This window comes from Cellulophaga baltica (assembly GCF_900102165.1).
Classification (GTDB): Bacteria; Bacteroidota; Bacteroidia; order Flavobacteriales; family Flavobacteriaceae; genus Cellulophaga; species Cellulophaga baltica.
On sequence record NZ_FNBD01000001.1, the window covers coordinates 372,878 to 398,420 of the forward strand.

Below are 25,543 nucleotides of genomic sequence, written 5' to 3' on the forward strand. Positions count from 1 at the left end.
AATATGAAAACAACAGTAAACAGAAGAGATTGGCTCAAAAGAGGTGTTCTCACAGCGGCAGGAGTTGTAGCAGCTCCCTATTTATCCTATGGAGCATTTTCATCAGAACCTTTAAAATTAGATTCTCAAGGCAATTTACCGTACACTCCTTTTTTCAAAGAGTTTCTACCCCTTAACGCAACACTACCCCTGGAGCTTGCTGCAAAACTAAATGCAAATGAAAACCCTTACGGCCCTTCCTCTAAAGCTATTGCAGCCGTAGGAGAAAATGCGTTCAGAGGAAACAGATATGCTTGGACAGAATTGTTTGATTTAATGGATAAAATTGCCCTACAAGAAGGGGTAAAGCAAGAAAATATAATGATGGGTCCTGGATCCTCTGATCTGTTAGAAAAAACAGCGATGGTATTCTTCCAAAATGGAGGAAATATTGTATCGGCAGACCCATCTTACATGTCACTTATTAAAGTGGCTGAGGCCACTGGAGCAACTTGGAAAGCTATTCCTTTAAAATCTGATTGGTCGCATGATTTAGCGGCAATGGAGGCTGCAATAGATGCTGAAACAAAATTGGTATATATCTGTAATCCCAACAACCCTACAGGAAGTATGACAGACCATACCGAATTGGTAGATTTCTGTAAAAGAGTGGCAGATAAGGTTCCTATTTTTGTAGATGAAGCCTACTTAGGCTTTTTAGAAGATAGTGCACAAAAAAGCATGATTTCCCTAATTAATGAAGGAAAAAATGTAATTATAGCCAGAACATTCTCAAAGATTCATGGCATGGCAGGTTTACGTGTAGGATATGCCGTTGCTTTGCCGGAAACATTGGGTATCATTCAAAAAATTACGAGAGGCGGAATGGGGATTTCTTTTCCTTCTATCTATGCAGCTACTGCCAGCATGGATGATCTGGCCTTTCAAAACAAATCAAGAAAATTAAATAAAGAATGTAGAGAATATGTCTATAAAAACTTAGACAGAATGGGTTTCAAATATGTTCCTTCTTCTACAAGTTTTATCATATTCCCCATCGAAATGGATGGTAAAGAGTTTTTAGAAAAAATGACGGCACAGAAAGTTGGCGTTCGTGCATTTGAGTTCTTTGATAAGAATTGGTGTCGTGTTAGTATGGGCACGATGGACGAAATGAAATTATTTACTGCAGCCTTAGAAAAAGTGCTTATCTAAGTTAGTAAATTGGCCCGGGAGCCTGTTGTTACTTGCATTGCCTTGATTCAAGTAACACGTGCTCTTTAGGGCCTATTCTCTTTTAGTATTCAAAAAACAAACTATCAATTTTTTAAAATCCTTGTATATGAATATTGCATTTCAAAAAACACTGGAACTCTTGCTCATAATTGGCATCGGCGTTTTTTTACAAAAAAAAGTCGCAAAGAGTGATTTGAAAGGAATAAAGGTGTTAATCTTAAGCGTTGCTCTACCTGCGGTAATTTTTGTCGCTTTACTAAAAATTAAATTAGAAAGCTCGCTTTTAATATTTCCTATTTTAGCACTTAGCTTTAACCTACTTATGCTACTTGCTTCTAAATATTACATTAGTAAAACGCTACCTACTAAAGACAATGCTAGGAAAAGAACTATGATGTTATTATTACCATCATTAGCTCCTGGACTATCCTGTTTTCCTTTCATTGTTGTTTATTTAGGGGATGATTATTTGGCTTTATCTGCCCTAGCCGACGTTGGTAATAAAATATTTGTGTTAATCATGTTATACATGCTAGCGATGCATTGGTACAACATAAGAAGCATTAAGGATGCCAAAACCTCCATGAAAAATAAGCTAAAAGGCTTGGTTTTATCGCTATTAAACGAGCCTATTAATCTTGTCATGATTATAGCGCTACTATTATTAGCATTTGGTTTAAACCTTTCTAGTCTTCCAGATTTTCTTGGAAACACTATAACCAGTTTAAGTACTATCATGGCCCCTCTGGTATTATTATTCATAGGAATGGCTGTTAGAATAAACGCAAGCGAATTTTCATTAATCCTTACCTTATTAGCCAGAAGAGCCGGAGTAACATTTCTAATTTCAGCCGTGGTTGTCTTAGCATTTCCTGTACTAGCCTCAAGTATGATTCTTTTTATAATAGTCTTCCCTCAAAGTTCTTGTAGTTTTTGGCCCTTTGCCCATATGAGTGCCATAGCCAGTTTAGAAGATAAAGACAAACAAACAAAACCAACATTTGATATCGATTTTGCCGTAAATGTGCTTGCATGTTCTCTACCTTTTTCTACACTATTAATTATTGGTGTATTTTCTTTTAGCGAATTATTTGTCAATCCTTTCACTATTCTAATTTCTGGCGTTTCTTTGCTTGCTATTTCTTACACTCCTACTCTTTTAAAGGTATTAAAAAAAGTGAAGTCTCACTCTGACAATCATATAGATGCGATGTCTTTAAACTTAGAAGCACAGAACAATGAAAATAAAGACTAAGCCAGGAAACCAAGTATTAGAGGCAATAGAAGCCGTTGAAAATAGTATCTTTGAATTAGTTATTCAATAGTAAAACAAATAACTAATTCAAAGCTATTAAATTTACCATCATGGAACGCAACAACCTATACCCTATTTTTTTAAAAGTCTCTAATCTGAATATTCTTATTGTAGGTGGGGGAAATGTAGCGTTAGAAAAGCTTAGTTTCTTATTAAAATCTAGTCCTGATGCCAATGTAGAAATGGTTTCTCCTATGTTTAGAGAAGAGACTATTGCGCTTGCGGAGAAGTTCAATATAAAAATGCATCTTGATCATTATGATACCAAATACTTAGCACACAAACATATGGTGGTTGCTACTACAGATAATATACCAGTGAATGAACAAGTCTATCATGATTGTAGAGCACAAAACATTTTAGTGAATGTAGCAGATAATCCTCCTTTTTGTGATTTTTACATGGGCGGTATTGTTACAAAAGGAAATGTAAAAGTTGCGATCTCTACGAATGGAAAATCGCCGACGACAGCCAAAAGATTACGTCAATTTTTTGAGGATGTTATTCCTGATAATATTGATGATTTAGTTAAAAACTTAAATGAATTCAGAAAAACAATTAAGGGCGATTTTGAAGAAAAAGTAGAAACCTTAAATGAATTTACCAAAGGCTTAGTCAACAATAAAGACGTAAAATAAAATTACAATTAATTAGAGGGTTGTATGGCCTCAACCAGAGCTTTAATTTTTACCGCTTTTTCAAAATGATCTAATTTATGTTCCATAATCCACCATTGGGCTACTTCTAGCAAGAGTTCTGGTTGGTCATTTTTATTGGCAAAAAACGCATAAAAAGAGAGTCCTACATTGCTGCCTTTTTTTTCAATTTTATCCGTACACACGGCTATTATTTTATTCTTTATCGCTGCTGTCATTTACTATTGTAATAAATTTAAAAGTAGGATGCCAAATCTGTATTCTCTTTGATGGCATCTATACACGTTACGGATAATGGCTTCTCTACAAACTTGAACACTTGCGGATAATCATCTGCTTTACCTCGATCAGAAGAATCAATGGAAGAGGTCAATATAACCACTTTATAGATGGCGGTAATAGACATTTTATGCAATGCATCTAGCAACTCCCAACCATTCATTACGGGCATATTTATATCTAAAAAGATTAAAAACAAAATGTCTTCGTCTTTCTTTTCAAGAATATAATCCAATGCTAGTGCCCCATTTTCAAACAGTAGTTGTTTTGGAAAATCGCATTTCGTAAGGATGTTGTTATGTAGATACTGTCCTACAGGATCATCATCTACCAGTAATATCTCCAAAGTCATAATCCGTATTATTAATTTCTATTTTAGAAGCTTTATCAGAAATATCTCTTATAATATCATCTAACTCATCTGCAGAATTTAGCAGCTCTTTGTAAATGAAGTTCTTATCTTTTTCAGGAACATCATTACCACCATCCAAAATCTTAACAAGCCCCATTAGCCTAGCTAAAGGCGCCCTTACCACATGAGATTGCACCCATGCAATTTCTTTTAATTTTTCGTTCTGATCTATAATCGCTTTTATATACTGTACCCGATCGGTAACATCATTGGCTAAAATTATCCGAACTGTTTTTCCTACACGTGAGACAAGATTACTGGTAATTTCTACTTCTATAACCGTACCGTCTTTCTTTTGATGCTTATAAAAACCCTTGATTTTCCCACTATGATTTAGTGGCATAGACTGCAACACTTTATTCAAAGTCGGTATTTCCTCTTTTGGTCGTATCTCCAAAATGGTCATGTCTAAAAATTCTTCATAGGAATAGCCATAATGCTTCGTTGCTGCATCATTGACGTCTAAGAATTTTAAGGTGTCTATATCATAAATCCACATAGGTTGTGGACTTAAATGAAATAAATCTATATATCTTTTCTCTGACTGTTCTAACTGCACTAGGTACTTACCACGCTCAATATTATAACGTAAACTTTTATAAAGTGCTAAGGCCGTAAGTTCATCTTTAATTAAATAATCTGAAACTCCTAAATGTAAAGACTCAATACTAAATTGAATATCTGAATAGCCCGTTAACACTACAATTGGAACCTTTTTACCTATTTTAAGTATTTCATGTATTAAGGTTGCGCCTTTTTTATCGGGCAAGGACAAATCTAAAAATACAATATCAAATTTTTGAGTATCGTCCTTCAAAATCTTTGAAGCCTCCTCAAAACTATGCGCAGAAACAATAGTAGGATTCAAAATTTGATCTCTTAAATACTCCTGAAAAATAAAAAGATCTCCAGGATTATCCTCAATAATTAGAATAGAATAGTTTGATTTATCTTTAATCATAAATAATTATTATGGCAATTTCACAATGTTGATCCAGAAATTTTCTATTTGCGCTACTGCAGATAAAAAATCTGTAGGCTCAACAGGTTTGGTTATATAGCAATTCACGTAATGTGAATAGGCTTTTTTAATATCTAAGGTTGATGAAGATGTGGTTAGCATCACAACTGGGATATGTTTATAGGTACTGTCTGCTTTTAAAATTTGCAAAACTTCGTGTCCGTTTTTCTTCGGAAGGTTCACATCCAGTAAAATTAAATCTGGTGTTTTCTCCGTAGCAAATGGCCCTTTTTTGAATACAAAATCTAATGCTTCCTTGCCATCATTAACAACTTTTAGGGTGTTAGTGATTTTACAACTCTCTAGCGCTTCCGTTGTTAATAAAACGTCGCCCTCATTATCTTCTACTAATAATATGGTAATACTTTTCATAGGAGGATTAATTAATTTTCTTTTTTAATAGTGAAATAAAAGGTAGAGCCTTCACCCTTTTTACTTGTTACCCAAATCTTACCTTTTAAATTTTCAATAATTTTTTTCACTAGCGCCAAACCAATCCCGGTACCGTTGTATTGGTTTCTGCCGTGCAAGCGTTGAAATATAACGAATATTTTATCAAAATACTCAGAATCTATCCCTATTCCATTATCCGATACAGAAAATTTATGATGATTAGGTAACTCTTCATAGGTAACCTCAATGACAGGTTTAACTCCCTCCTTTTGATATTTTATAGCATTCCCTATAAGATTCTGAAAAAGCTGTAGTATTAATAAACTATAACTTTTAATCGTTGGTAGTTCTGGTATAATCAAAGTAGCCTCCTTAGCTATAATTTCTTGCTGAAAAATTGAAGTTACTTCTGCTAAAATTTCATTTAAATCTAAAGCTACTAATTCCTCTTCTGATTTGCCTACCCTAGAAAAGTCCAGTAAATCTAGAATTATTTGTCGCATTCTTTTAGCGCCATCTACCGCAAAATGGATGTATTTCTTTCCTTCATCCTCAATAACATGATTGTATTTTTTTTCTAGTAACATTAAAAAACTAGAAATCATACGTAGCGGTTCCTGAAGATCATGAGAAACCACATAAGCAAACTGCTCTAATTCTTCATTATACCGCAGCAATTCATCTGCTTGCTTTTCTAAATTTAGATTTAGTTTTCGTAATGACTCTTGATAATTTCTATTATCCGTTACATCTTGCATAGCACCTACCATACGGACTACTTCTCCATCATCATTTCGCATCACACTACCCCGATCTATTACATAGGCATATGTACCATCAGATTTTAAATATCGGTATTCAGATTTAAAGTAGGTACCTGTATTTTCTTTTAAGAGATTTTCTGTACTGGCTAGAGCATGTTTTAAATCTTCTGGGTGCACTTTAGTTCTCCAAAATTCGAAGGTTACATCACCTTCAGACGGGTCATAGCCAAATAAGGTTTGATAGCCTTTACCTTGATACAGGGAATTATTTACCAAATCCCAATCCCAAATAGCATCTTGTGTTGCTTCAGCAATTTTTTCAAAACGCTCATTAGCATTCTTAATTTGGGCAGTATATTGTACCCTATCTGTGATATCTTGTGCGGCGCCAACAATACGGATCACATCTCCCTGATCATTTTTCATGACACTACCCCTATCACTTACATGGGCATACTCCCCATTACTTTTTAAGTATCGATATTCACAATTAAAATATTCTTGCGTTTTAAATTCTACTAAATTATTTACAAGCTCAAGAACTTTAGGTTTATCTTCCGGATGAATCCTACTTATCCAAATTGCTGGATCTGCCCTTCCTTCATTTTTAGGATAACCAAATAATTCTGCATATCCAGGGCCATGAAATACAACGTCATTAACTAGGTCCCAATCCCAAATCCCATCATTAGTAGCTTCAGATACTTTTACAAAACGTTCATTAGATCTTTTAATATCTTCAATAGCTTGAAGTTTTTCCGTGACATCTTGCATGGAACCCACCATTCTTAAAGCTTCTCCATATTCGTTCCGAACAATGAAGGCTCTATCTACTACATTGGAATAGTCCTTATCCTCATTAAGAAAACGATACTGTTCTTCCCAAAAGTAATCTCCTTTTTCAATAGATGAATTAAAAGAATTAACCACCCTATCATGATCTTCCGGATGTATATGCCGTTCCCAAATATTAGTATCCTTGCTTGACATGTTTTCTTTAGAATAGCCAAAAAGCTTTACATAATTCTCACCTCTAAAAATTTCTCCTGTTTTAAAGTCCAAATCCCAAATAGCATCAGAAGTTGCCTTCGTTACTAAATTATAGCGTTGAATAGTATCCTCTAGGCTTAGAGAAACTAATTTACTTTCGGTAATATCTTGAATAGTGCCTTCGTAAAAAACGGGTACTCCATCTTCATTTTTCACATAAGTCCCTTTTTGTCGTATCCAAATAATAGAACCATCTGGTCGTTTTACCCTATTTTCCAGTATATATTCTTCACCTGTAGCAATAGACTTTTTTCTTTTTTCTTCTAATAAAGAAATATCTTCCTCAAACAATAAAGTTTTCAAAGACTCAAAAGATGACAATATAGAATCTTTACCTAAACCCAAAATATTATATACCTTGTCTGACCAGTAGGAAGTTCCCTTAATTAGATCAAATTCCCAATACCCGAGTCCCGCAATTTCTTGGGCTTGATTTAATTTTTTATTTAAATTACTAAGTTCCTCTTTTTTACTTTTTTGATCTGTAATATCTATAATTACGGTATCAATGCTAACACTGCCATTTTTATTTTTAATAGGAACACCTTGGCCTTTATGCCAACGGATGCTGCCATCAGGATGCTGAATTCTCCATTCGGCTTCCCATTTCTCAAGAGTTATAATAGAAGTATCTAAAATAGCTTTAAGACGTGGTTTTTCTTCCTCAAGTAGTAAGTTCCAAACTGGATCAAAATTAGCATAAACTTCCTGGACAGTTAAGCCCCACAATTTTTCAGTCCCTTTCGTTAAATGAACAATTTCTTGGGTCCCATCGGAGAAAAAAATATGTCGGAATGCAACACAATCTATATTGTCAATAATAGAATTAAGTTGAAACTCTACGGTTTTAAAATCATGGATATCTAACATGGTACCCGCAACAATCTCAGGGCTTCCGTTAGTACTCCACTTGGTTACCTTCCCAATAATTGTCGTCCAACTCCAATACCCTTTTTTATGGCGTACCCTAATTTCATGAGTGTAGTCTTCAATTTCTTTATTTTTAATTTGATTTAAAAAGGAAATTGACTCTTGAACGTAATCTTTGTAAATAATTTTCAGGAACGTCTTAAAACTAAAATCTTTAAAATCGTTCTTACCGTACCCCAAGATATTCATGGACACATCATTGAGCTTAAACTCAGATGTATTTACATTAAGCTCCCAAAGTCCTACCTTATTCTTTTTTAAACAGCTTTCATAAAATGCATCTTCTGATACAAGTAACGATTGAAATTGATTTTCTGGAATGAGCTTATTTTCAATTTGCCGAACTAAAGCCTTTAGCGCATTTAATTGCGACTCTTTAAGTTCTATATTCGACTCATGCCACAAACTTAAGACTCCAAAAGAATTTTGGTCTTTTGTTTTAAGGGGAATTCCTAAATAGAAGTCAAAAACATTTGCGGCATCAGCTGCTCTTAAATTAGATTCTATGAGGATATCGTCGGTTGTATTTAATAGAATATTTTGATAGAAAGAACTTTCAAATCCTCTTTTCCCGTGGCTAGATTTTACCTGAATAATTTTACCATCCGTAAGACTTATTGCCGCAGCAGAACAGTTTAAAAGTGAGGTTGCCATTAGTGCAAAATCAAACAATTCTGGATCAGGATTCTGAAAATTAAAGCTCACGGTTACTGAATTTAATTTAAAAAATAGAAAATAGGAAGTATCTTTAACCGTGTTACACTTTTAAAAATGAAGCTCTTATTTCTGTATCATGTAAATAGGAGCCTGCACAAAGCATGTTAAATGGTACTCTTATTAAGGTAAATTTAAGACTTAGAAACTACAATAACAATATTATATTTCTAAACCTGTAAGAATTTGGAATCAAAATTGACGCTTTTAACAATTACCCTTTAGCGTATTTACTTCTTTTGATTACAAGTTTCTAACCTTAAAAGCCTATAACTTAGTAAGGCCTTTTTAATTGTATTGTATATAAAATACCAAGAGTTACCGTATTCCATGCGGCTTCATCTAATTGTATTCCGGTATACGAAAAGTTTAATTCCGTACTAGGCCCCATTAAAAAACCTATTTGAGGTCTGTAATAAAAACCTCCGTCATTACCATCATTTAAACCTATGGCTGTACCTATATCTCCGCCGAAAGAAAAAGAATTAGACCCCCAGATGCGCAATGATGCTGCCACTGGTAAAAATTGGATACTCGGTAAGGTAATGCTAACATCCTCTGTTCCAAATTTTTCTGGAAAGCCATGTATATACCCGGTCATTACTCCTAAATCAACAGTTTCACTCATAGCCCACATATGACCGAAATCTGCCCCCAAAACGACCCCCACTTGATCATTAAAATTCTCAAGAGGTAAACCACCTTGAATTCCAAATTTTAAACCTTCTTGCCCGTAGCTTGTGCCAAAACATATAAAGGCTGCTAGTACTAGTAATTTTTTCATCTTAATAAATGTATGGTTGATTATTATCAGACAAATCTAATATTGCTATGGTGGCAACCGCCATTTATGTTGTAAAACCCTACAAATTAGTTGTAGAAGAATTAAATAGCCCCAAAAAGCTGGTAAAAATGCTTTAAATATGAATTCTCTATCTGCAAAATTGTTAACGATAAGCACCTAAACTAAAAAAAACTTACTCCACTGCGGTTTTCCGCAAGGAAATAAGTTTTAAGTCAAATACTTTTGTTCTCGAAAGAATAAACCAATAAGAAATTACCTAATAATTGATTTAGGCCTGCTTTTGAATACATGAATCCGGGGGGAACTTTCTATATTCTTAAGTATGGCCTTTATTTGTATAGTTTAGAATCTAAAGACCAGTAATTATAATTAATACCGAGCAATAGCCCAATAAATATAAGCGAGTGTATCAATTGGGAATCTATAATCCCCCAATTTTCAATCATAGTACTTCCAAAAACTAACATAATCATTAGAATTGCTCCCAATACCAATGCTTGCCTTGTAAACAATCCTATAATAAGTAAAATACCTACCGCAAACTCTAAGATGGGCAGCGCATACGCAAAAGGTGTGACCAAAAATTCTGGAACCATGGAGCTCTCAAAATTTTTAACCATGAAATTTTTGAACCCTTCCAATTTTGGGAGTCTTACCAAACCATGACCAAACATACTTACTCCTATTACTATTCTAGCCAATACATAGCCTAACCTATACTCCTTCATTGCTTTTGTTATTCATTAGTTAATTATTCGTGTTGTATAAATTTAATGTATTATCCCTATAACTTATAAAATGGCAGTTAATACAGTTAGCAAAAAAATGAAAAGAATTAAGAATTAAAACCCTCACTACAGACCTACACCATCACACCCTATAATTGACGTTTTAATCCTCTAGAACGTACAACTCATGAGTAAAACCAAAAATCTCTTACTTCTTATTGCAGCCACATCAAAGCACATAAGTACTTAATAATCAGCATTAAAAAGACAATTAAAAATGTTGCAATCGATGAAAGTAGCAAAAAATCAGTTTGCCAATCGACAATAATTGTGTATTCAACGCCTGATACTTACGTTTCGGCTACAAACGCAAAGACGCTAGCAAACCCTAGAATACCTTTGACCTTTAATGTGAGCCCAACTCGCCTAAAAACCTACTTTTATGCTAAAAATAAGACCCATAAAAATACGGGATAGTGTTATTGTACTATGCTGTGTTATGTTTTTTAATCTATATACCGCATATAGCCAAAAAACCATAAAAGACAGTTTATATCAAAAAATAGCCTCTTTTAAATTAAAACCGAACTACCAAAAAGATACGCTTTACATCAATTCGTTGTACACCTATGGCAAAGCATATGGTTTTTACAATTTAGACAGTTTGAATAGTTTAGCCAACGAAACTATTGAACTTAGTAAGACCATTAACTTTGCGAAAGGCGAGGCGAAAGGATATATTATCTTAGGAAATTATTATTCTGAAACAGGCAAAAAAGAACTTGCAATAGAAAATTATAGTAAAGCAAAAGCTATTGCAGAGGCAAATAGGTACATTGATGTAACCCTACTCTCAAAAAGTAGCTTAGCAACAGCTTACACCTATAATGACGAATACGCAAAAGGGCTCAAAGAATATCTTGGCGGAATTGAAATAGCCAAACAACATAATGACGAAGCCACTTTAGCCATCTTATACATCAACATTACGGTGATTTATAGCTTACAAAACGAATATAAGCAATGTATTCATTTTTTAACCAAGGCTATGGAGTTAAATAAACGGACGGGCAATGAAAGATTAACAGCGGTAACCTTAATAAACTTAGCAGCAACGTACATTGACAATAATGAGCTAGAAAAGGCTTCTGAGAAAATTGATGAAGGACTACCCCTTTTAGAAAAATTAGAATTACAAGATTGGCTAACCTATGCCTATGAATTAAAAGCTAACATTTTTCTTAAACAAGATAAAGCCTCTAAAGCTTTAAAGTGGTTTCAAAAAAGTGAAGTTATTCATCAAGACATTGCCCAAACTAGATATAAAATATCTTTATACAACGGCATGTCTAAAACCTACCTACAACTTAGAGATTACAAAAAAACGGAAGCTTACGCCTTAAAGGCATTGACCTTGAGTACCGATTTAAATGTACTAGATGAGCGTGATGAAATTTTAAAAACACTTTATGAATTAAAAAAAGAAACAAATCAGGCATTAGCTGCATTGGAATATTTAGAAGCATATAAAGCTATTTCTGACACCATTAACGAGAAGAACAACCAGAAAGAATTAAAAATATTAAAATCCAATCTTGAGTTCGATCAAGAAAAAGAACGCTATATCTTAGAGAATGAGAAAGTAGCCGCAAAACAACGATTGTATTTTTATGGAGCACTTTTAGTCATCATCGCTTTTTCTATTATTATCTATATTCTTAAAAGAAACAACAGGACTCAAAATATTTTAAATAGAAAGTTAACCATAAAAACAAAGCAACTACAAAACAAGGAAAGGCATTTGGTAAACTCCAATCATACAAAGACCAAATTGTTTGCCATAATTGCACATGATTTACGCGGCCCTATAAATTCTTTCAAATCGATGTTTGATTTGTTCACCAACAAGCAAATTAGTGATGCTGAATTTATTGAACTCGCTCCTACCATGGGAGAGAGTATAGATAGTATTGCTTTTACCTTAAATAATTTGCTCTCCTGGGGTCAAACCCAAATGAATGACATTATTACGGAACCGGAACATACCAATATAAGCGATTTAATAAATCAAAATAATGCGCTATTATCAAAAATGGCAGAAAAAAAATCGATCTCTTTTGAAAACAAGGTAACGGAAAGTGCATTGACTTGGTCTGGCAAAAACCAAATCAGTATCGTCATCCGAAACTTAACAAGTAATGCCTTAAAGTTCACCCCTGAGCATGGGAAAATCACCTTTGGAGCTATAGATAAACTAAACCATTGGGAGTTCTATATAAAAGATACCGGAGTAGGACTAACTAAGGAGGCTTTAGACAAGATTTTCAGCACCAAAGAGACATTTACGACCTACGGAACCAATAATGAAAAAGGAACAGGCTTAGGCCTTGTATTGTGTAAGGAAATGATAGAAAAAAATAATGGTAGCATTTGGGCAGAAAGCACCATTAATGTAGGAACTAGTTTTTATTTTACACTACCAAAAGCAAGTTAAGATGTCCTTTTGTAAAAATTGCATCATTAACCATCAGGGAAATTTAAAAGATAAACATGTTGCGGTTACCAAATACTTAGGTCTTAAAACCCAAGAAAGACCCTTGTTTTCCTTAACTATAAAACAAAAAAAATCCTCAACTATATGTTGAGGATCTGTTGGCGGTCCGGACGGGTTTCGAACTTTGGCTAAAAATCGCCCATTTTATTGACCTTTCAAGAAGTTAATTTTCGCTACTCACCACTTTACTCACCGCCTAAAAACTTTAACATTTTTAACATTTTGATTGCTGTGTTTTGGTATGATTTGACTCAAACTTATCGGTTCCTCCTGTTTTTAATTTACAAATGACTCTTTTTTATTCGAATGCAAAGGCACATATTTTTGAATGATATAAGGGGTAATCTCATCTAAAGTTTTACCTGTTATTGGATGAAGACCTGGGCTTGTAAAATATTCTGTTTCTCCATTCTTATTCTTAGTATACCATATTAAAGGTTTCTTAGTCACTGGAGCAAAAAAATCAGTCGCCATGTTTACCTCGATTTTCTTAAAATTTTTAATTTTCACTTCTTCATAAGGTACAACATCAGTTCCATATTTGGAATAAGGTTTTGTCGCACAGGATACTTCTTCATAATGGGTTTTAGCCCATGTCATACAACGAGTTTCATTACTAGCAACATGCTTTTTATTAATAATAATAAAGAATAGAATAACTCCAAAAACCATGCTTATAGTAATTGTTATTTGTCTTGTCCCCCATTTACTTTTTCCTTTATCTCCTTCATCAATTAAACCAGAAGTCTCAGGTGTTAAGTCCTCATCTCCATCTTCAACATTATATGCACCTTTTTTAATTCCAATTTCCGAATTAGGCAATGGCTTTTCCTTTCTTAAATATTCCTGTAAAGGCCTAGGTTGAAAATCAATCAGCCAACTTATAAGTTCTAAATTTTCAATACTTGTATTCTGAGTATTCTCCTTTAAAAAGTTTACTACTGGTAGGAATTTATCTGCATCAATTTTTTGGATTCTCTGAAATTTACTTGCGCCTTCTTCAAATTGGAAGTACCTGTTCAAAATGTATCCATCATTTTGAGATTTTCTTCTATCTAATAACCATAAACACGCTTCTCTGATTTGTCTTCTAGTTGGCTTAGTAAGAAATCCTTTCATCAATCCCCCTTTTTCTCTTTTATACTTTTCAAGTATTTCCTCTTTATAAGTTTCTGATGTCTTCATTTCAACCACTTGATTATAATTATTGGAATTGGTTAAGAATTCCTTAGAACTATTGGAATTATTGGAATTCTAAATAAATATAAGCATTACACTGCTATAAATTTGTCCCAAGAATGATTTACCGCTGTGTAAAGCTAACATAGTTAATGTACAAAAATCATTCGTACGGAAATCTGTAATGTGGTTGGCAATTAGCCGGTTGAGAAGTAGTTAAAAGCTACTGCATTACAATTTCTACTTCTCAAAAACAAAAGAGTAATCCTAAAATTTCAACGGGTTGTTGTGCCTAAAAATCTTTCGAGCGAAAGCACGGACAGCAACCTCTTTGTTTAATCTCAAAAATTTTAAATTATGAAAAAAGTTTTTATAGCCGTCCTGGCAATCGTTTTAAATACCTTTTTATTTTCATGCACCAATGATTTTGCATCTCAGAATGATTCTCTTTATGAAACTATGGCTACTGAGGGTGATGATGGAGATGTTATAACACCTCCACCACCGCCAGAAGAAGAAGATGGAAATTAACATTAAAAATATCTAATTAGAGTCATACAATGCTGTATGACTCTTTTTTTTAAATATATTTAGATTAAAAATATATTTTGAACAAACTTCTCATCATATTTATAATTATTTTAAGTTGTTCTTGTACAAATAATGCAAAAGACAAATCTTTTCAAGTATCAAAAGAGAAAGACAGTATTTTATTATATTATGAAAAATCTATAAAGAAGGGTATTTCTTTAAAAGAGAAAAGGCAAGCGATAAATAAAGTATTTAAACTTGCTGATAAAAATTATAATGACACGATATTAAAAAAAAATATTTATCAAAAAGTCTTTCTTCATTATTCTTTACAAGAATATGACAGTCTAATATACTTTAGTAATTCTATTATTAAAAAATCCAAACATCAAAATTTCGAATATAATTTAGGAAAACTGTATTATTTAAAAGCCTATTATTTCAATCATATAGAGCAAAATTCAGATAGTGCTTTTGTTAATTATAACTACTCTAAAAATCAATTTCAGCAAATTAATGATAGCAACTGGGTAGCGGAAACCATTTTAAACATGGGATTGATACAAAAGAATCAAGGAGATTTTTTTGGAAGCAAAGAAACTATAACTGAAGCTTTTCATTTTTTAAATAAAAAAAAAGATAGCTCACTAATTTCATCTGCATATAACGCATTAGCTTTAAACCATAGAAAATTACTAAATAATAAAGATGCTATAACATATTACTTAATGGCAATCGAAATTGCCAAGTATAAAAAAAATGTACTAACATATAAGAATAACCTAGGAGCCACATATATTGACGATAGACAATATAAAAAAGCTATAGATCTTTTTTCTAATATAATCACCGATTCATTACTTTTAAATACGCCTACAGAGTATTCTAGGGTATTAGATAATTTGGCGTATGCGGAATGGTTATCAGGTGAAAATAAAAACAATGTAAAGCTTTTAGATGCCTTATATATTAGAGTTAAAAATAATGATACACGAGGTCAAATTGCTAGTTACACCCATTTAGGAGAGTTTTACTCCAAAAACAATCCAAGAAAAGCAATTTCCTATCTTGATTCAGTAATCCAACTATCTAAAGTTTTAAAAAATCCTCGGGCTGAAAAAGATGCTATCAAGCATATAATGACCATAGAACCGAACAATATAAAACTGAAAGATCGCTATGTTCTTTTACAAGACAGTTTATATAATCAAGAACTAAAAGTTAAAACACAATTTGCCAAATACAAATATGACGATAAGGTAACACAAGAAACTAATTTGCGTTTGGAGAAAGAGAATACAGTGCAAAAATTGGAAGCAGTTCAACAACGAAATCAAAAAATAAGATCTTACGCTATTGGGGGAATGCTCTTATTACTATCAGGATTAGTAACCCTCTTTTTTGTGCAACGTTCAAAACGTTTAAAACAACAAAATAGAACTGCAAAATTAGAAGCTACTTATGAAACCGAAGCGGAGCTTTCCAGAAAGCTTCATGATGATTTTGGCGGAAGGCTCAATCACGCAATGATATTAGTTCAAAATGATGCAAAAAAATCTGTATTACTTGATTCACTAGAAGGACTTTATAATCAGAGTAGAGATTTTTCGAGAGAAATTAATGAAGTAGAAACTGGAGTTAATTTTAAGAATAATCTTTTAGAAATGCTTCATTCACACACCCCTAAAAATACTAAATTATTTATTTTAGGAAGCAAAGAAATGGAATGGTCTAAAATGAATGAACTAACCAAGACAACCTTGCACAAAGTACTTCGAGAATTAATGATAAACATGTCAAAACATAGTCAAGCCACTGTTGTTACTCTTTCATTCAAGGAAGCGTTTAACAGATTCAAAATCAATTATTCTGATAATGGTATAGGAGCTTCAGAAATGGAAATGAATACTAAAAATGGACTTCGAAATACAGAAAAGCGTATTCGAGCGATTGGCGGAACAATTATATTTGAAACTGAAAAAGGAAAAGGCTTCAAAGTCGAAATCAAAACTCCAAATTAAAAAGTTTCATCTTATGTTTAAAAAAATACTTATTGCAGAAGATTTTCAAGACACCAATAATGGTATAGTAAATGCCCTTTCTAACAAACTTCATATTTCTGAAATACAAGAAGAACTTTATTGTGACAAAGCATATAATAGGATTAAAGTAGCACAAACTAATAATGATCCTTTTGAACTATTAATTACAGACATTTTATTTAAAGAAAATCATGTAGATCGTAAACTCAGGTCAGGCATAGAGCTTATTAATGCTATAAAAACTATTCAGCCATCCATAAAGATAATTGTAAATTCTATGGAAGATAATCCCTCAAAAATAAAAACCCTATTTGAAAAACAAAAAATCGATGGGTATGTCTGCAAGGGGCGTCATAGTCTAGATGAACTTGCAGAAGCCATATACCTGGTATACCAAAATAACACATATGTATCACCCATAATAAACATGGTTTCTAATAATAATGTATTTGTTCTAGATGAATTCGACCTCTCTATTTTGAAAGAACTCGCAGATGGTTTAAGTAAAAAGGAAATCGCAATTAAATTTAAAATAAATAACATTACACCCAGTAGCGAAAGTACCATAGATAAAAGAGTCAGCAAACTGTTTGATGATTTTGGAGCAAAAAATACAACCCAACTTATTGCCATACTCACCCGAGATGGACTGATTTAAATTGAAAATATTTTCAATCCCTTACAGATATCTGTAAGGGATTGTGTTTTAATAGGTTTAGGTTTGAGTAAGTATTAATTAAAAACTAAATATTATGGCAGTTAAGCATACACCAACAGATGAAGTTCATATAGGAACAAAAGGAGGGAAAACAGGTTGTGGGTTCAATACAACAGAAAATCCAAGTCATTGGGTAACTACATCAGAAAGTATTACATGTGCTAAAAATGGATGTAAAAATTGAATCTATATTAAATAATCAACAAAATTAAATATTATGGCAAATTATCATGTTTCAAAAGATAAAAACAAAGATAAATGGAGAATTCAAAAAGAGGGAGGAGAAAAAGTTAGTGGATATACTAACACACAAAAAGAAGCCGAAAAAAGGGCAAAAGAATTATCTTCTAATTCTGGCGGCGGAGAAGTTAGAATACACGGTTTAGATGGTAGAATAAGAGACTCTGACACGGTTAAACCAGGTAATGACCCTACATCATCAAAAGACACAAAACATTAGAATAATATGTTTATCTGGGTAATAACATGACATATATTTAGAAAACAAATCATACTAGAAACCCTTAAAAATTAAAGAGTGAATAAACTACTTATCACAGTGGATAGGGCGGGCAAAGTGAACCACTTGCGGCGGATGAAAGTGAGCATAGCAAAGTAAGTGCTCAAAATCGATTCATTTGTGGTTAAATTTAGTATTTATTTTTCATTTTTTTACGCATAGACTCTCCTTTAATATCTATTCTGTGTGCATTATGAACAAGACGGTCCAAAATGGCATCTGCAATGGTTTGTTCCCCTATAATTTCATGCCATGCTTCCACTGGTAATTGGGAGGCTATAATTATACTGTGCTCGCCATGTCTGTCTTCGATAATTTCCATAAAAGAATGCCTATTTATGGCATCTAAAGCTTTAAGTCCAAAGTCATCTATAATAAGCAGATCCTGCTTTTCTAGTTTATTGATTTGTTTTAGATAAGACCCATCTGCTTTTGAGGTTTTAAGCATAGTAAAAAGTTTGTTCGTGTTAAAATACATTACTTTATATCCCAATGAACATGCTTGATGACCAATAGCTGATGCCATATAACTTTTTCCAGCACCTGTACTTCCCGTAACAAGTATATTCTGTTTGTGCTTTATAAAATCACAGCTGGCAAAGCGTTGTATTTGATTTTTATCTAGCTGTCTTGAAGCATCAAAATCGATAGCTTCCATAACAGCACTATATCTAAAACGTGCCGCTTTTGGTAACCGCTCTATTTTTCGATCTTGGCGGTCATCCCATTCGCTTTGGATGAGATATGCTACAAGTTCATCACTGGTATAGTTTGTACTTTGTGGCGATAAACTGCTGTTAAAGGCTCTGTACATATCGTATAGCCTTAGTTGTTTCATGTGTTCCAATGTCTGTTTATTCATTGTTTTTTGGTTTTAATTTATTTGTAATAATGGCTTCCTCTAATGTTATTGTGATTTGGGACCTCAGGTTGGTCTTCAATGTCTTCATCTAAAGTGTCCCAGCCGTTTTTAAGGATACGCTCTATAATATTGTAGTTATGTGCACCATAATCCAAGGCGCGTTTGCAAGCATTGTCCAGCCGTGTATTGCCTACCTTTTTTGTGAGGTGCAATATGCCCAGGCACGATTTATAGGATCGCTCTGGGTGTTGTTTCTTTTCTAGTATATTAATGATCAGTGTCTTGCAATGACCACCTATTTGATTAGCCCAGGTAATAAATTTTTCGCTGCTCCACTCGCTGATAAAGCGGTGGTGTGAAGGCATGTGCTCCTTTATGGTGCTATATCCATATTTTTTCTTGGTTCTTGGATGTACAGTAAGCAGTTCCTGCTGATGGTAAATCTCTACTGCGCTATCTGAATAAACCACTTTGACACGCTTGCCTATATGCTGATAGGGCAGACTATAATAGTGTTTGTCCTTGCTAAAATAAATATGGCTGTTTTTATGGACCGTTGCATTAGCGTAGCGTTTAATCTCATAGCGTTTAGCTGGCAATGGTTTAAGCTGATGTTTTTCAATCTCTTCAAATAACGAATAGCGGGAATATTCACGTCCTCTAAAAGACATGTTATTATGTGAGTGTAGCAGTTCCAATATAGCTTTGTTAAGTTCAGACTTGGTATGGAAGGTTTGGTTGCGTAATAGCGCAAATACACGTGTATATATGATGCGTACAGCGTTTTCAACAATGGCCTTGTCCCTGGGTCTGTAGGCTCTGGTTGGAAGTACTGCCGTTTCATAATGCTCAGCAAAATCTACAAAAGTTTCATTTACTTTAGGTTCATAACGACTGCTTTTGGTTACTGCTGCCCTCAAATTATCGGGCACTAAAGCCTGTGGAACACCGCCATAAAACCAAAGCGCGTTTTCTATACAAGCGATAAAGTCTTCTTTTTTTTGACTCTCACACGCCTCAACATATGTGTATTGACTACTTCCCAATACACATACAAAGACCTCTAAATCTTGTATCTCGCCTGTGTAGCGATCTACTATGGAAAGCTTCTTGCCCGTAAAATCGATGAAAAGTTTATCGCCAGCTTTATGTGTAAAATGCATAACCGGAGAGACTTCTTTGACCCATTCCCTGTACCAATACCTAAACTGGGAAAGTTTGTAGCCATCTGGATGTTTGGTGAGGTACTCTTGCCAGAGTAGCTCTTTGGTTACCCCTGTTTTGCGCAGTTCTTTGTCAAAATAGGGGAAATACTTTTCTAGGGTTAATAGTTGCCCACTCTTGCCTTTTTGATCCGTTTTAAAAAGCCTGTTCAGCTCCTCAAGTGTCATAGCGGACACTTCGTAGCTGGTCAGTTGGTACCGCTTAAAAAAATCTATATATTTAGTGATGGTATTTCGAGATAACCCCAATTGTAGGCTTATTTGACGCTTGCTGACTCCTTCACTGTAAAGTTTGAAAATCTGTTTTATTTTTCGCATATTTATTTGTTTGTTGGCCATAATATCTTTTTATAAAAAAGATATTTAAAGCTTTACAAATAGAATCGATTTTTAGTGGTTCACTTTCATCCGCTGCAGGTGGTTCACTTTCACCCGCCGCACTATGCTCACTTTAATCCGCTGTGGGTGGTATACTATGCCCGTTTTTTGCAATCACAGCAACATTCTTGACACTTTTTTCTATAAATATTATTGGAAGTAACGTCTACATCTGTAAAGGAAAAAGTAGTAAAAAGTACCATTACAAAAAAGCATGTAGAGGACTATCTAATTGTTCTACAAAAACCTATGAAGTAACACTAACCAAAGCAAAAGAATTGGGTAGAACCTTATGTGGTTGGGAAGATTAGAAAATACCCCTTAAAATTGTCACTCAAAAAGAACTGTTAACAACAGTTCTTTTTTTTTTGCATTACGGAAATCTGTAAGGTTTTGTCTTTCAAAGAGTTTAGGTTTGAATAATTAATCAATAAAATATATAAATCATGGCTAATCCAAAATTTGAAATCAAAAAAAGTTCAAACGGTAAATTTTACTCCAATCTAAGATCCAAAGGTAATGGAGAGGTTATAGCGACGAGCGAGATGTATAATGCAAAACAGAGTTGCAAAGATGGTATTGATGCTGTAAAAAGAGATGCCTCTAATGCAGAAGTAATAGACTTATCATAAAGAAATTTTAATTCCGATTAAAATGAGTTACCGAAAAGGATATTATAAGAAAGACGGAACCTATGTTCAAGGTCATTTTGTAAACAAAGGCCGATCAAATAAAATTTTTAAAGGAAATAACAAAAAAGGTTGTTTAGGTATTTTTCTCATTTTACTGGCTGCATTGATAGGTCTCTCCTGTTCTTCGGAATCTACTTGTGAATCTAAAAAATGTTCAGACTTCGCTACGCAAGCAGAAGCCCAATCAACATATGAAACTGATAAAGATTGTTATTCCAATTTAGATAGAGACAACGATAATATCGCTTGTGAAAATTAAATAGATGTTAAAATGAATATATCAACCGAATTAAAAAGTCACTTTTTGAGGTTATATCTAATGGCTTTTGCAGATGACAATTTCGATGTTCTCGAATTAAAGATGCTTTACAATTTTGCGGAAGAAAGAGGGCTTAGTAAAGATCAATTAAATGAGATTTTATTAAACCCTTCACAGGAGTCTGTAGTTCCTGAATCCTTAGATGAGAAAATTGAATATCTATATGATTTAGCTCTGATGATCTGGGCAGATGGTATAGTCACGGAAGATGAAACAAATGCCTTAAAAAAATACTGCAGGAAATTTGAGTTTTTAGAAGAGAACATTGATGATATCTGTGAGTTTCTTTTGGAAAATGCAAAAGAAAAAATCTCCTTAAAAGAATTAATTACCAAAATGCAAGAATGATATGAGTACTTTAAAAAATATATTCTCCATAAAAAAAAGTAATCCTCAGGAAATAGAAAAATCGATAGAGGAAGACGTTAAAAATATAAAACTTTCATTTTTTGAAAGCGGCTATGGCTCTTCAAAACAGGCTGAGGGTAATCATATGATTTTCAAAGCTTGTTTGCAAGATGTATATATGGATTATAAGGGTAAATGCAGAGAAGATGAAAAGCTACAGAAGGAATTAAAAGAACCTTATGTACAGGAAAGAAGTAAGTACGAAATTGAATTGAAGAAAAGAAAAACAGTAAAGGGCATTATCGAGGAAGGTATTGCTGCTTTAGAAAGTAAGATTTCAATTTTCAAAAGCGAAATAGCGGATGTAAAACATAATCCAGAAAAATATGTAGAGGATGTTGATAAGAAGCCAAAGGCGCAATTTTACCTTGGTTTGATTGTTTTGATTCCTATTACATTTTACTTGTTAGTTTTCTATATCTCAGCCTCCTATTCTGCCTTTTTTAAAACATTTAATACTGAGCAACTTACCAATGCAATTTTTGATGCCAATGCCTTAACAAAAGCAATAAATGATGGTTGGTTAGAAGGTGTGTTTGTTGGCACCATCCCTTTTGCCTTTATGGGATTGGGGTATTTAATACATATGTTTCAAAAACATAAAAACTGGCTTTCTTATGCCAAGATAGCAACCTTGTTTATAGTTACCTTTATTTTTGACGCCATACTTGCTTATCAAATTGAAAAGAAGATTTATGATATTGAGAAAACACTGAATTCACCTGATTTTAATGTACAAATAGCTTTTACGAAAGCTGAATTTTGGGGTATTATTTTTGCAGGGTTCGTGGTCTATATTATTTGGGGGTTGGTATTTGATTTTATTATGAAGGAATATGACAACTTCGATAAAATTAAATCATTTATTAGATCTAAAAGAGAGAAAATAAAAAACAGTGAAAAAGAAATAATAGTTCAAACAGAAAAGCTGAACCCAATAAAAGAGGAAATTTCAGGAATTGAAGGTAAAATAAACGATCTACAACGAACTATAGATGGTTTTGTATTTTCCAATAAACACTATCTCACTTATCATGCGGAATATGTAAAAGGTTGGTTTCTTGCCATTGCAGATAATTTTGATGCCTTAAAAAGGAGAGATCAGTTATTGTCACAGTGCGCTTCAGAAGAAAAAAAACACCTAGAAGACCATGATATAGCGGGTGAAAGTTATGAAGGGCGTTTATATAAACTAGTAAACTAATAAAATGAAAAAGTATTTCCAGTCCCTAATACTATTAATGCTCTTGTCTTTTGTTATGGTCTCTTGTAAAGATTATCCTAAGTCTGATAAAATTATTCATAACCATGAATTCCCAAAGGTTTCTGCAAATGATAATCTAAATATTAGTGTACTCTTGGATTTGTCTGACAGGATAAATCCAGAGAAATATCCTGCGCCAGCAATGGAATTCTATATGAGAGATGTTGGGTATTTAAAATCCATTGCAGAGAATTTTGAAGCCCACATCATGAATAAAAGAATGATTAAGATAGATGATAAGATTCAAGTATTTATTGATCCTGAACCATCCGATAAAAATTTGAACGAGAAGCTTAGTGCACTTAAAATTGTCTTCAACAAAGATGTAGCGACTAAAAAAGAAATTTTAGAAACCTGCAAAAAATACGATAGTATTTCAACACTTATTTATGAAGCTGCCATTAAAGATGACCACTATGTTGGTTCTGATACTTGGCGTTTTTTTAAGAATAAGGTTAACGATTATTGCATAATTGATGGTTACAGAAATATTCTAATAGTTTTAACCGATGGATATATCTACCATAAAGGCACTAAAATGAAAGAGAGAAATAGAACCACATATTTAACGCCAAAAGACATTAAGGGTTTTGGTTTTAATAAATCCGGTTGGAAAGAGAAATATGAACAACAAGATTTTGGTTTTATAACAGCAAATGAAAATCTGTCCAATATAGAGGTATTGGTTTTAGGTATTAATCCAGATGATAAAAATCCCTATGAAGAAGATGTAATTAGAGCATATTGGAATAAATGGCTTAAAGAAATGAACGTTAAGAACTTTGACATTAAACAAGCTGATTTACCTTCTAATATGGAAAAAGTGATACGAGATTTTATTTTAAAGGAATAAACTATGGCATTCAGATTTAATAAAAGAGTCAAACTAAGTAAAGGATTAGGAATTAATATCAGCAAATCCGGTATTACTCCTAGCGTTAGAACCAAAAGAGGAAGTGTAAGTTCAAAAGGATATTCAATTAGAACTGGAATTCCTGGCTTAACATACCTCAAAACATTTTCCAAGGCCAAAAATAGTGGGTGTATGGTTACCATGTTAATTACCTTGACTATTATTATACTATTCATAGAAAACATTATTGAAAAATGATTACCGTTAATTTTATAGAAGACTTAACGAAAAGGGGCAATTAAAAAAGAAAACGATTATTATTTCTAAAAAAAATATAATGAAAACTTCTTCTTTTTAAAATTTTAAAAATGATTAAACGATCTATTTTAATTGAGAAGAAAGCTGTAATTACCTGTAAAAATTTACAGCTTTGCATAGATACAGCAGATCGAAAGGCCTCAATACCAATAGAAGATATTGGTTTCCTAGTTATAGATCATCCGGAAACATACATTACTATACCTGCATTAAATTATTTAATTGAAAATAATTCAGGGGTTATTTTATGCAATAAAGTACACTTACCAAATGGCATGTTTTTAAACTTAAATAGTCATCATATTCAACAACAACTTTTTGCCTTTCAAATTGAAGCAAGTGCCCCATTAAAGAAAAAACTCTGGCAACAAACTGTACAAGAAAAAATAAAAAATCAAGGGATTTTACTAGAACAAATAACTAAGAACAAAAATAAGTTCGAATTTCTATCGTCAAAAGTTTTAAGTGGTGATACTTCTAATATGGAAGGTGTTGCTGCAAGCTTTTATTGGAAATCATTTTTTGAATCTGGATTTAAAAGAGAACGTTTTGGTGATTACCCCAACAATTTTCTAAATTACGGTTATGCCATATTACGTGCAGCCACTGCCAGAGCATTATCTGGCAGCGGCTTATTAAACACTTTAGGAATACACCATAAAAACAAATACAATGCTTTTGCACTTGCTGATGATATTATGGAGCCCTATAGACCAATAGTCGATGAATGTGTATATAATCTGATTCAAAAATATGATGAGCAAGAACTAAATACACTTATAAAAGCTGATCTTTTAAATATTCTTACTCGCACTGTTTATTTCAAAGAAGAAAAAAGCCCATTAATGGTTGCATTACAAAAAACGGCCAGTTCTTTACAACAATGTTATACTGGAGTGCGTAAAAAAATTAAGTATGCCAAATTGTGGAACTAAACGGTTACCGAATTATGTGGCTATTTGTTTTTTTTGACCTACCTACTGAAACAGCAAAGGATAGAAAAAATGCGGCTGGTTTTAGAAAAAATCTTCTAAAAGACGGATTTGACATGATGCAATATTCAGTTTACACAAGACATTGCGCAAGTAGCGAAAGTGCAGATGTTCATGAAAAACGAATAAACTCACTATTACCACCATTTGGAAAAGTGAGTGTTTTACGTATTACAGATAAGCAGTTTGGCAATATTTTAAATTTCTGGGGAAGAGCTGAAGTACCCAAGCCCCCACCACCAATGCAATTAGAATTGTTTTAAAACAAAAAAACGCCCCAATTAAGCCTTATCACTACTTAAAAGGGGCATTTTTTATCATGATATTTTTCTTTAAACTCTTAAATATCAGAAGGTAACAGACCAACTAATATCGTGTCTTCTAATCTTTAATCAAACCACAACACTA

General features: G+C 33.2%; 27 protein-coding genes. 17 read left to right on the forward strand and 10 right to left on the reverse strand.

The window, feature by feature from the left end:
* Positions 1-3 precede the first annotated feature (3 nt).
* From BLQ19_RS01640 to BLQ19_RS01650, 3 genes are all read left to right on the forward strand, one after another.
* Positions 4-1,194, forward strand: coding sequence for a pyridoxal phosphate-dependent aminotransferase (locus tag BLQ19_RS01640; RefSeq protein WP_074537189.1), 1,191 nt, complete (start codon positions 4-6; stop codon positions 1,192-1,194).
* A 127-nt stretch (positions 1,195-1,321) separates the two neighbouring features.
* The gene (locus BLQ19_RS01645) at positions 1,322-2,470 is read left to right on the forward strand and encodes an AEC family transporter (protein ID WP_074537190.1); all 1,149 of its coding nucleotides are present in this window, start codon (positions 1,322-1,324) and stop codon (positions 2,468-2,470) included.
* A 110-nt stretch (positions 2,471-2,580) separates the two neighbouring features.
* Positions 2,581-3,168, forward strand: a complete 588-nt coding sequence (locus BLQ19_RS01650) for a precorrin-2 dehydrogenase/sirohydrochlorin ferrochelatase family protein (protein WP_074537191.1) — start codon at positions 2,581-2,583, stop codon at positions 3,166-3,168.
* Positions 3,169-3,176: 8 nt separating this feature from the next.
* On the opposite strand, the gene BLQ19_RS01655 is transcribed toward BLQ19_RS01650, so the two are convergent.
* The 7 genes from BLQ19_RS01655 to BLQ19_RS01685 form a co-directional block, all read right to left on the reverse strand.
* Positions 3,177-3,404, reverse strand: coding sequence for a DUF6500 family protein (locus BLQ19_RS01655; protein WP_024481972.1), 228 nt, complete (start codon positions 3,402-3,404; stop codon positions 3,177-3,179).
* Between the two features lie 17 nt (positions 3,405-3,421).
* Positions 3,422-3,817 (reverse strand): response regulator, encoded by a 396-nt coding sequence (locus BLQ19_RS01660; protein WP_025616016.1) that lies wholly within the window; start codon positions 3,815-3,817, stop codon positions 3,422-3,424.
* Positions 3,789-4,838: a response regulator gene (locus BLQ19_RS01665; protein WP_029447209.1), complete on the reverse strand. Its 1,050-nt coding sequence runs from the start codon at positions 4,836-4,838 to the stop codon at positions 3,789-3,791. The genes BLQ19_RS01660 and BLQ19_RS01665 overlap by 29 nt, the downstream gene beginning before the upstream one ends.
* Before the next feature lie 9 nt (positions 4,839-4,847).
* Positions 4,848-5,270 (reverse strand): response regulator, encoded by a 423-nt coding sequence (locus BLQ19_RS01670; RefSeq protein WP_025616018.1) that lies wholly within the window; start codon positions 5,268-5,270, stop codon positions 4,848-4,850.
* Between the two features lie 11 nt (positions 5,271-5,281).
* Positions 5,282-8,740 carry a PAS domain-containing protein gene (locus BLQ19_RS01675; RefSeq protein ID WP_074537192.1) on the reverse strand — a complete coding sequence of 1,153 codons (3,459 nt, stop codon included), beginning with the start codon at positions 8,738-8,740 and terminating at the stop codon, positions 5,282-5,284.
* Positions 8,741-9,023: 283 nt separating this feature from the next.
* Positions 9,024-9,533 carry a hypothetical protein gene (locus BLQ19_RS01680; protein WP_074537193.1) on the reverse strand — a complete coding sequence of 170 codons (510 nt, stop codon included), beginning with the start codon at positions 9,531-9,533 and terminating at the stop codon, positions 9,024-9,026.
* A gap of 350 nt (positions 9,534-9,883) precedes the next feature.
* Entirely contained in the window at positions 9,884-10,282 is a 399-nt protein-coding gene (locus BLQ19_RS01685) for a DoxX family protein (RefSeq protein ID WP_074537194.1), read from the reverse strand.
* A gap of 442 nt (positions 10,283-10,724) precedes the next feature.
* On the opposite strand from BLQ19_RS01685, the gene BLQ19_RS01690 reads away from it, so the two are divergent.
* Positions 10,725-12,776 carry a tetratricopeptide repeat-containing sensor histidine kinase gene (locus BLQ19_RS01690; protein ID WP_083332159.1) on the forward strand — a complete coding sequence of 684 codons (2,052 nt, stop codon included), beginning with the start codon at positions 10,725-10,727 and terminating at the stop codon, positions 12,774-12,776.
* Between the two features lie 336 nt (positions 12,777-13,112).
* Here the strand turns inward: BLQ19_RS01690 and BLQ19_RS01695 are convergent, their stop codons facing one another.
* On the reverse strand, positions 13,113-14,021 hold the full coding sequence (locus BLQ19_RS01695) for a hypothetical protein (RefSeq protein WP_074537196.1): 909 nt from the start codon (positions 14,019-14,021) through the stop codon (positions 13,113-13,115).
* A 351-nt stretch (positions 14,022-14,372) separates the two neighbouring features.
* On the opposite strand from BLQ19_RS01695, the gene BLQ19_RS21145 reads away from it, so the two are divergent.
* From BLQ19_RS21145 to BLQ19_RS01710, 5 genes are all read left to right on the forward strand, one after another.
* A complete protein-coding gene (locus BLQ19_RS21145) occupies positions 14,373-14,546 on the forward strand; it encodes a hypothetical protein (RefSeq protein ID WP_175444386.1) in 174 nt (57 codons plus the stop codon).
* A 77-nt stretch (positions 14,547-14,623) separates the two neighbouring features.
* A complete protein-coding gene (locus tag BLQ19_RS01700; RefSeq protein ID WP_074537197.1) occupies positions 14,624-16,567 on the forward strand; it encodes a tetratricopeptide repeat-containing sensor histidine kinase in 1,944 nt (647 codons plus the stop codon).
* Between the two features lie 13 nt (positions 16,568-16,580).
* Entirely contained in the window at positions 16,581-17,246 is a 666-nt protein-coding gene (locus BLQ19_RS01705) for a response regulator transcription factor (protein WP_074537362.1), read from the forward strand.
* A gap of 94 nt (positions 17,247-17,340) precedes the next feature.
* Positions 17,341-17,490: a hypothetical protein gene (locus BLQ19_RS21150; RefSeq protein WP_175444387.1), complete on the forward strand. Its 150-nt coding sequence runs from the start codon at positions 17,341-17,343 to the stop codon at positions 17,488-17,490.
* A gap of 33 nt (positions 17,491-17,523) precedes the next feature.
* Positions 17,524-17,766 (forward strand): DUF2188 domain-containing protein, encoded by a 243-nt coding sequence (locus tag BLQ19_RS01710; RefSeq protein ID WP_074537198.1) that lies wholly within the window; start codon positions 17,524-17,526, stop codon positions 17,764-17,766.
* 190 nt (positions 17,767-17,956) lie between these two features.
* Here BLQ19_RS01710 and istB read toward each other — a convergent pair whose 3' ends face one another.
* Positions 17,957-18,688 carry an IS21-like element helper ATPase IstB gene (gene istB, locus BLQ19_RS01715; protein ID WP_074537199.1) on the reverse strand — a complete coding sequence of 244 codons (732 nt, stop codon included), beginning with the start codon at positions 18,686-18,688 and terminating at the stop codon, positions 17,957-17,959.
* Between the two features lie 17 nt (positions 18,689-18,705).
* Positions 18,706-20,250, reverse strand: coding sequence for an IS21 family transposase (gene istA, locus BLQ19_RS01720; protein WP_074537200.1), 1,545 nt, complete (start codon positions 20,248-20,250; stop codon positions 18,706-18,708).
* A 485-nt stretch (positions 20,251-20,735) separates the two neighbouring features.
* On the opposite strand from istA, the gene BLQ19_RS01730 reads away from it, so the two are divergent.
* The 8 genes from BLQ19_RS01730 (at position 20,736) to cas2 (ending at position 25,398) form a co-directional block, all read left to right on the forward strand.
* Positions 20,736-20,921, forward strand: coding sequence for a YegP family protein (locus BLQ19_RS01730; protein ID WP_074537201.1), 186 nt, complete (start codon positions 20,736-20,738; stop codon positions 20,919-20,921).
* 22 nt (positions 20,922-20,943) lie between these two features.
* Positions 20,944-21,240 (forward strand): excalibur calcium-binding domain-containing protein, encoded by a 297-nt coding sequence (locus tag BLQ19_RS01735; protein ID WP_083332160.1) that lies wholly within the window; start codon positions 20,944-20,946, stop codon positions 21,238-21,240.
* A 12-nt stretch (positions 21,241-21,252) separates the two neighbouring features.
* A complete protein-coding gene (locus BLQ19_RS01740) occupies positions 21,253-21,648 on the forward strand; it encodes a hypothetical protein (protein WP_074537202.1) in 396 nt (131 codons plus the stop codon).
* 1 nt (position 21,649) lies between these two features.
* Positions 21,650-22,912, forward strand: coding sequence for a hypothetical protein (locus BLQ19_RS01745; RefSeq protein ID WP_074537203.1), 1,263 nt, complete (start codon positions 21,650-21,652; stop codon positions 22,910-22,912).
* Positions 22,913-22,916: 4 nt separating this feature from the next.
* Positions 22,917-23,825 (forward strand): hypothetical protein, encoded by a 909-nt coding sequence (locus BLQ19_RS01750; RefSeq protein ID WP_074537204.1) that lies wholly within the window; start codon positions 22,917-22,919, stop codon positions 23,823-23,825.
* Positions 23,826-23,828: 3 nt separating this feature from the next.
* Positions 23,829-24,083, forward strand: coding sequence for a DUF4236 domain-containing protein (locus BLQ19_RS01755; RefSeq protein ID WP_074537205.1), 255 nt, complete (start codon positions 23,829-23,831; stop codon positions 24,081-24,083).
* A 110-nt stretch (positions 24,084-24,193) separates the two neighbouring features.
* Entirely contained in the window at positions 24,194-25,078 is an 885-nt protein-coding gene (gene cas1, locus BLQ19_RS01760) for a type II CRISPR-associated endonuclease Cas1 (protein WP_074537206.1), read from the forward strand.
* Positions 25,079-25,092: 14 nt separating this feature from the next.
* Positions 25,093-25,398, forward strand: coding sequence for a CRISPR-associated endonuclease Cas2 (cas2, locus tag BLQ19_RS01765; RefSeq protein ID WP_074537207.1), 306 nt, complete (start codon positions 25,093-25,095; stop codon positions 25,396-25,398).
* Positions 25,399-25,543: the final 145 nt, after the last annotated feature.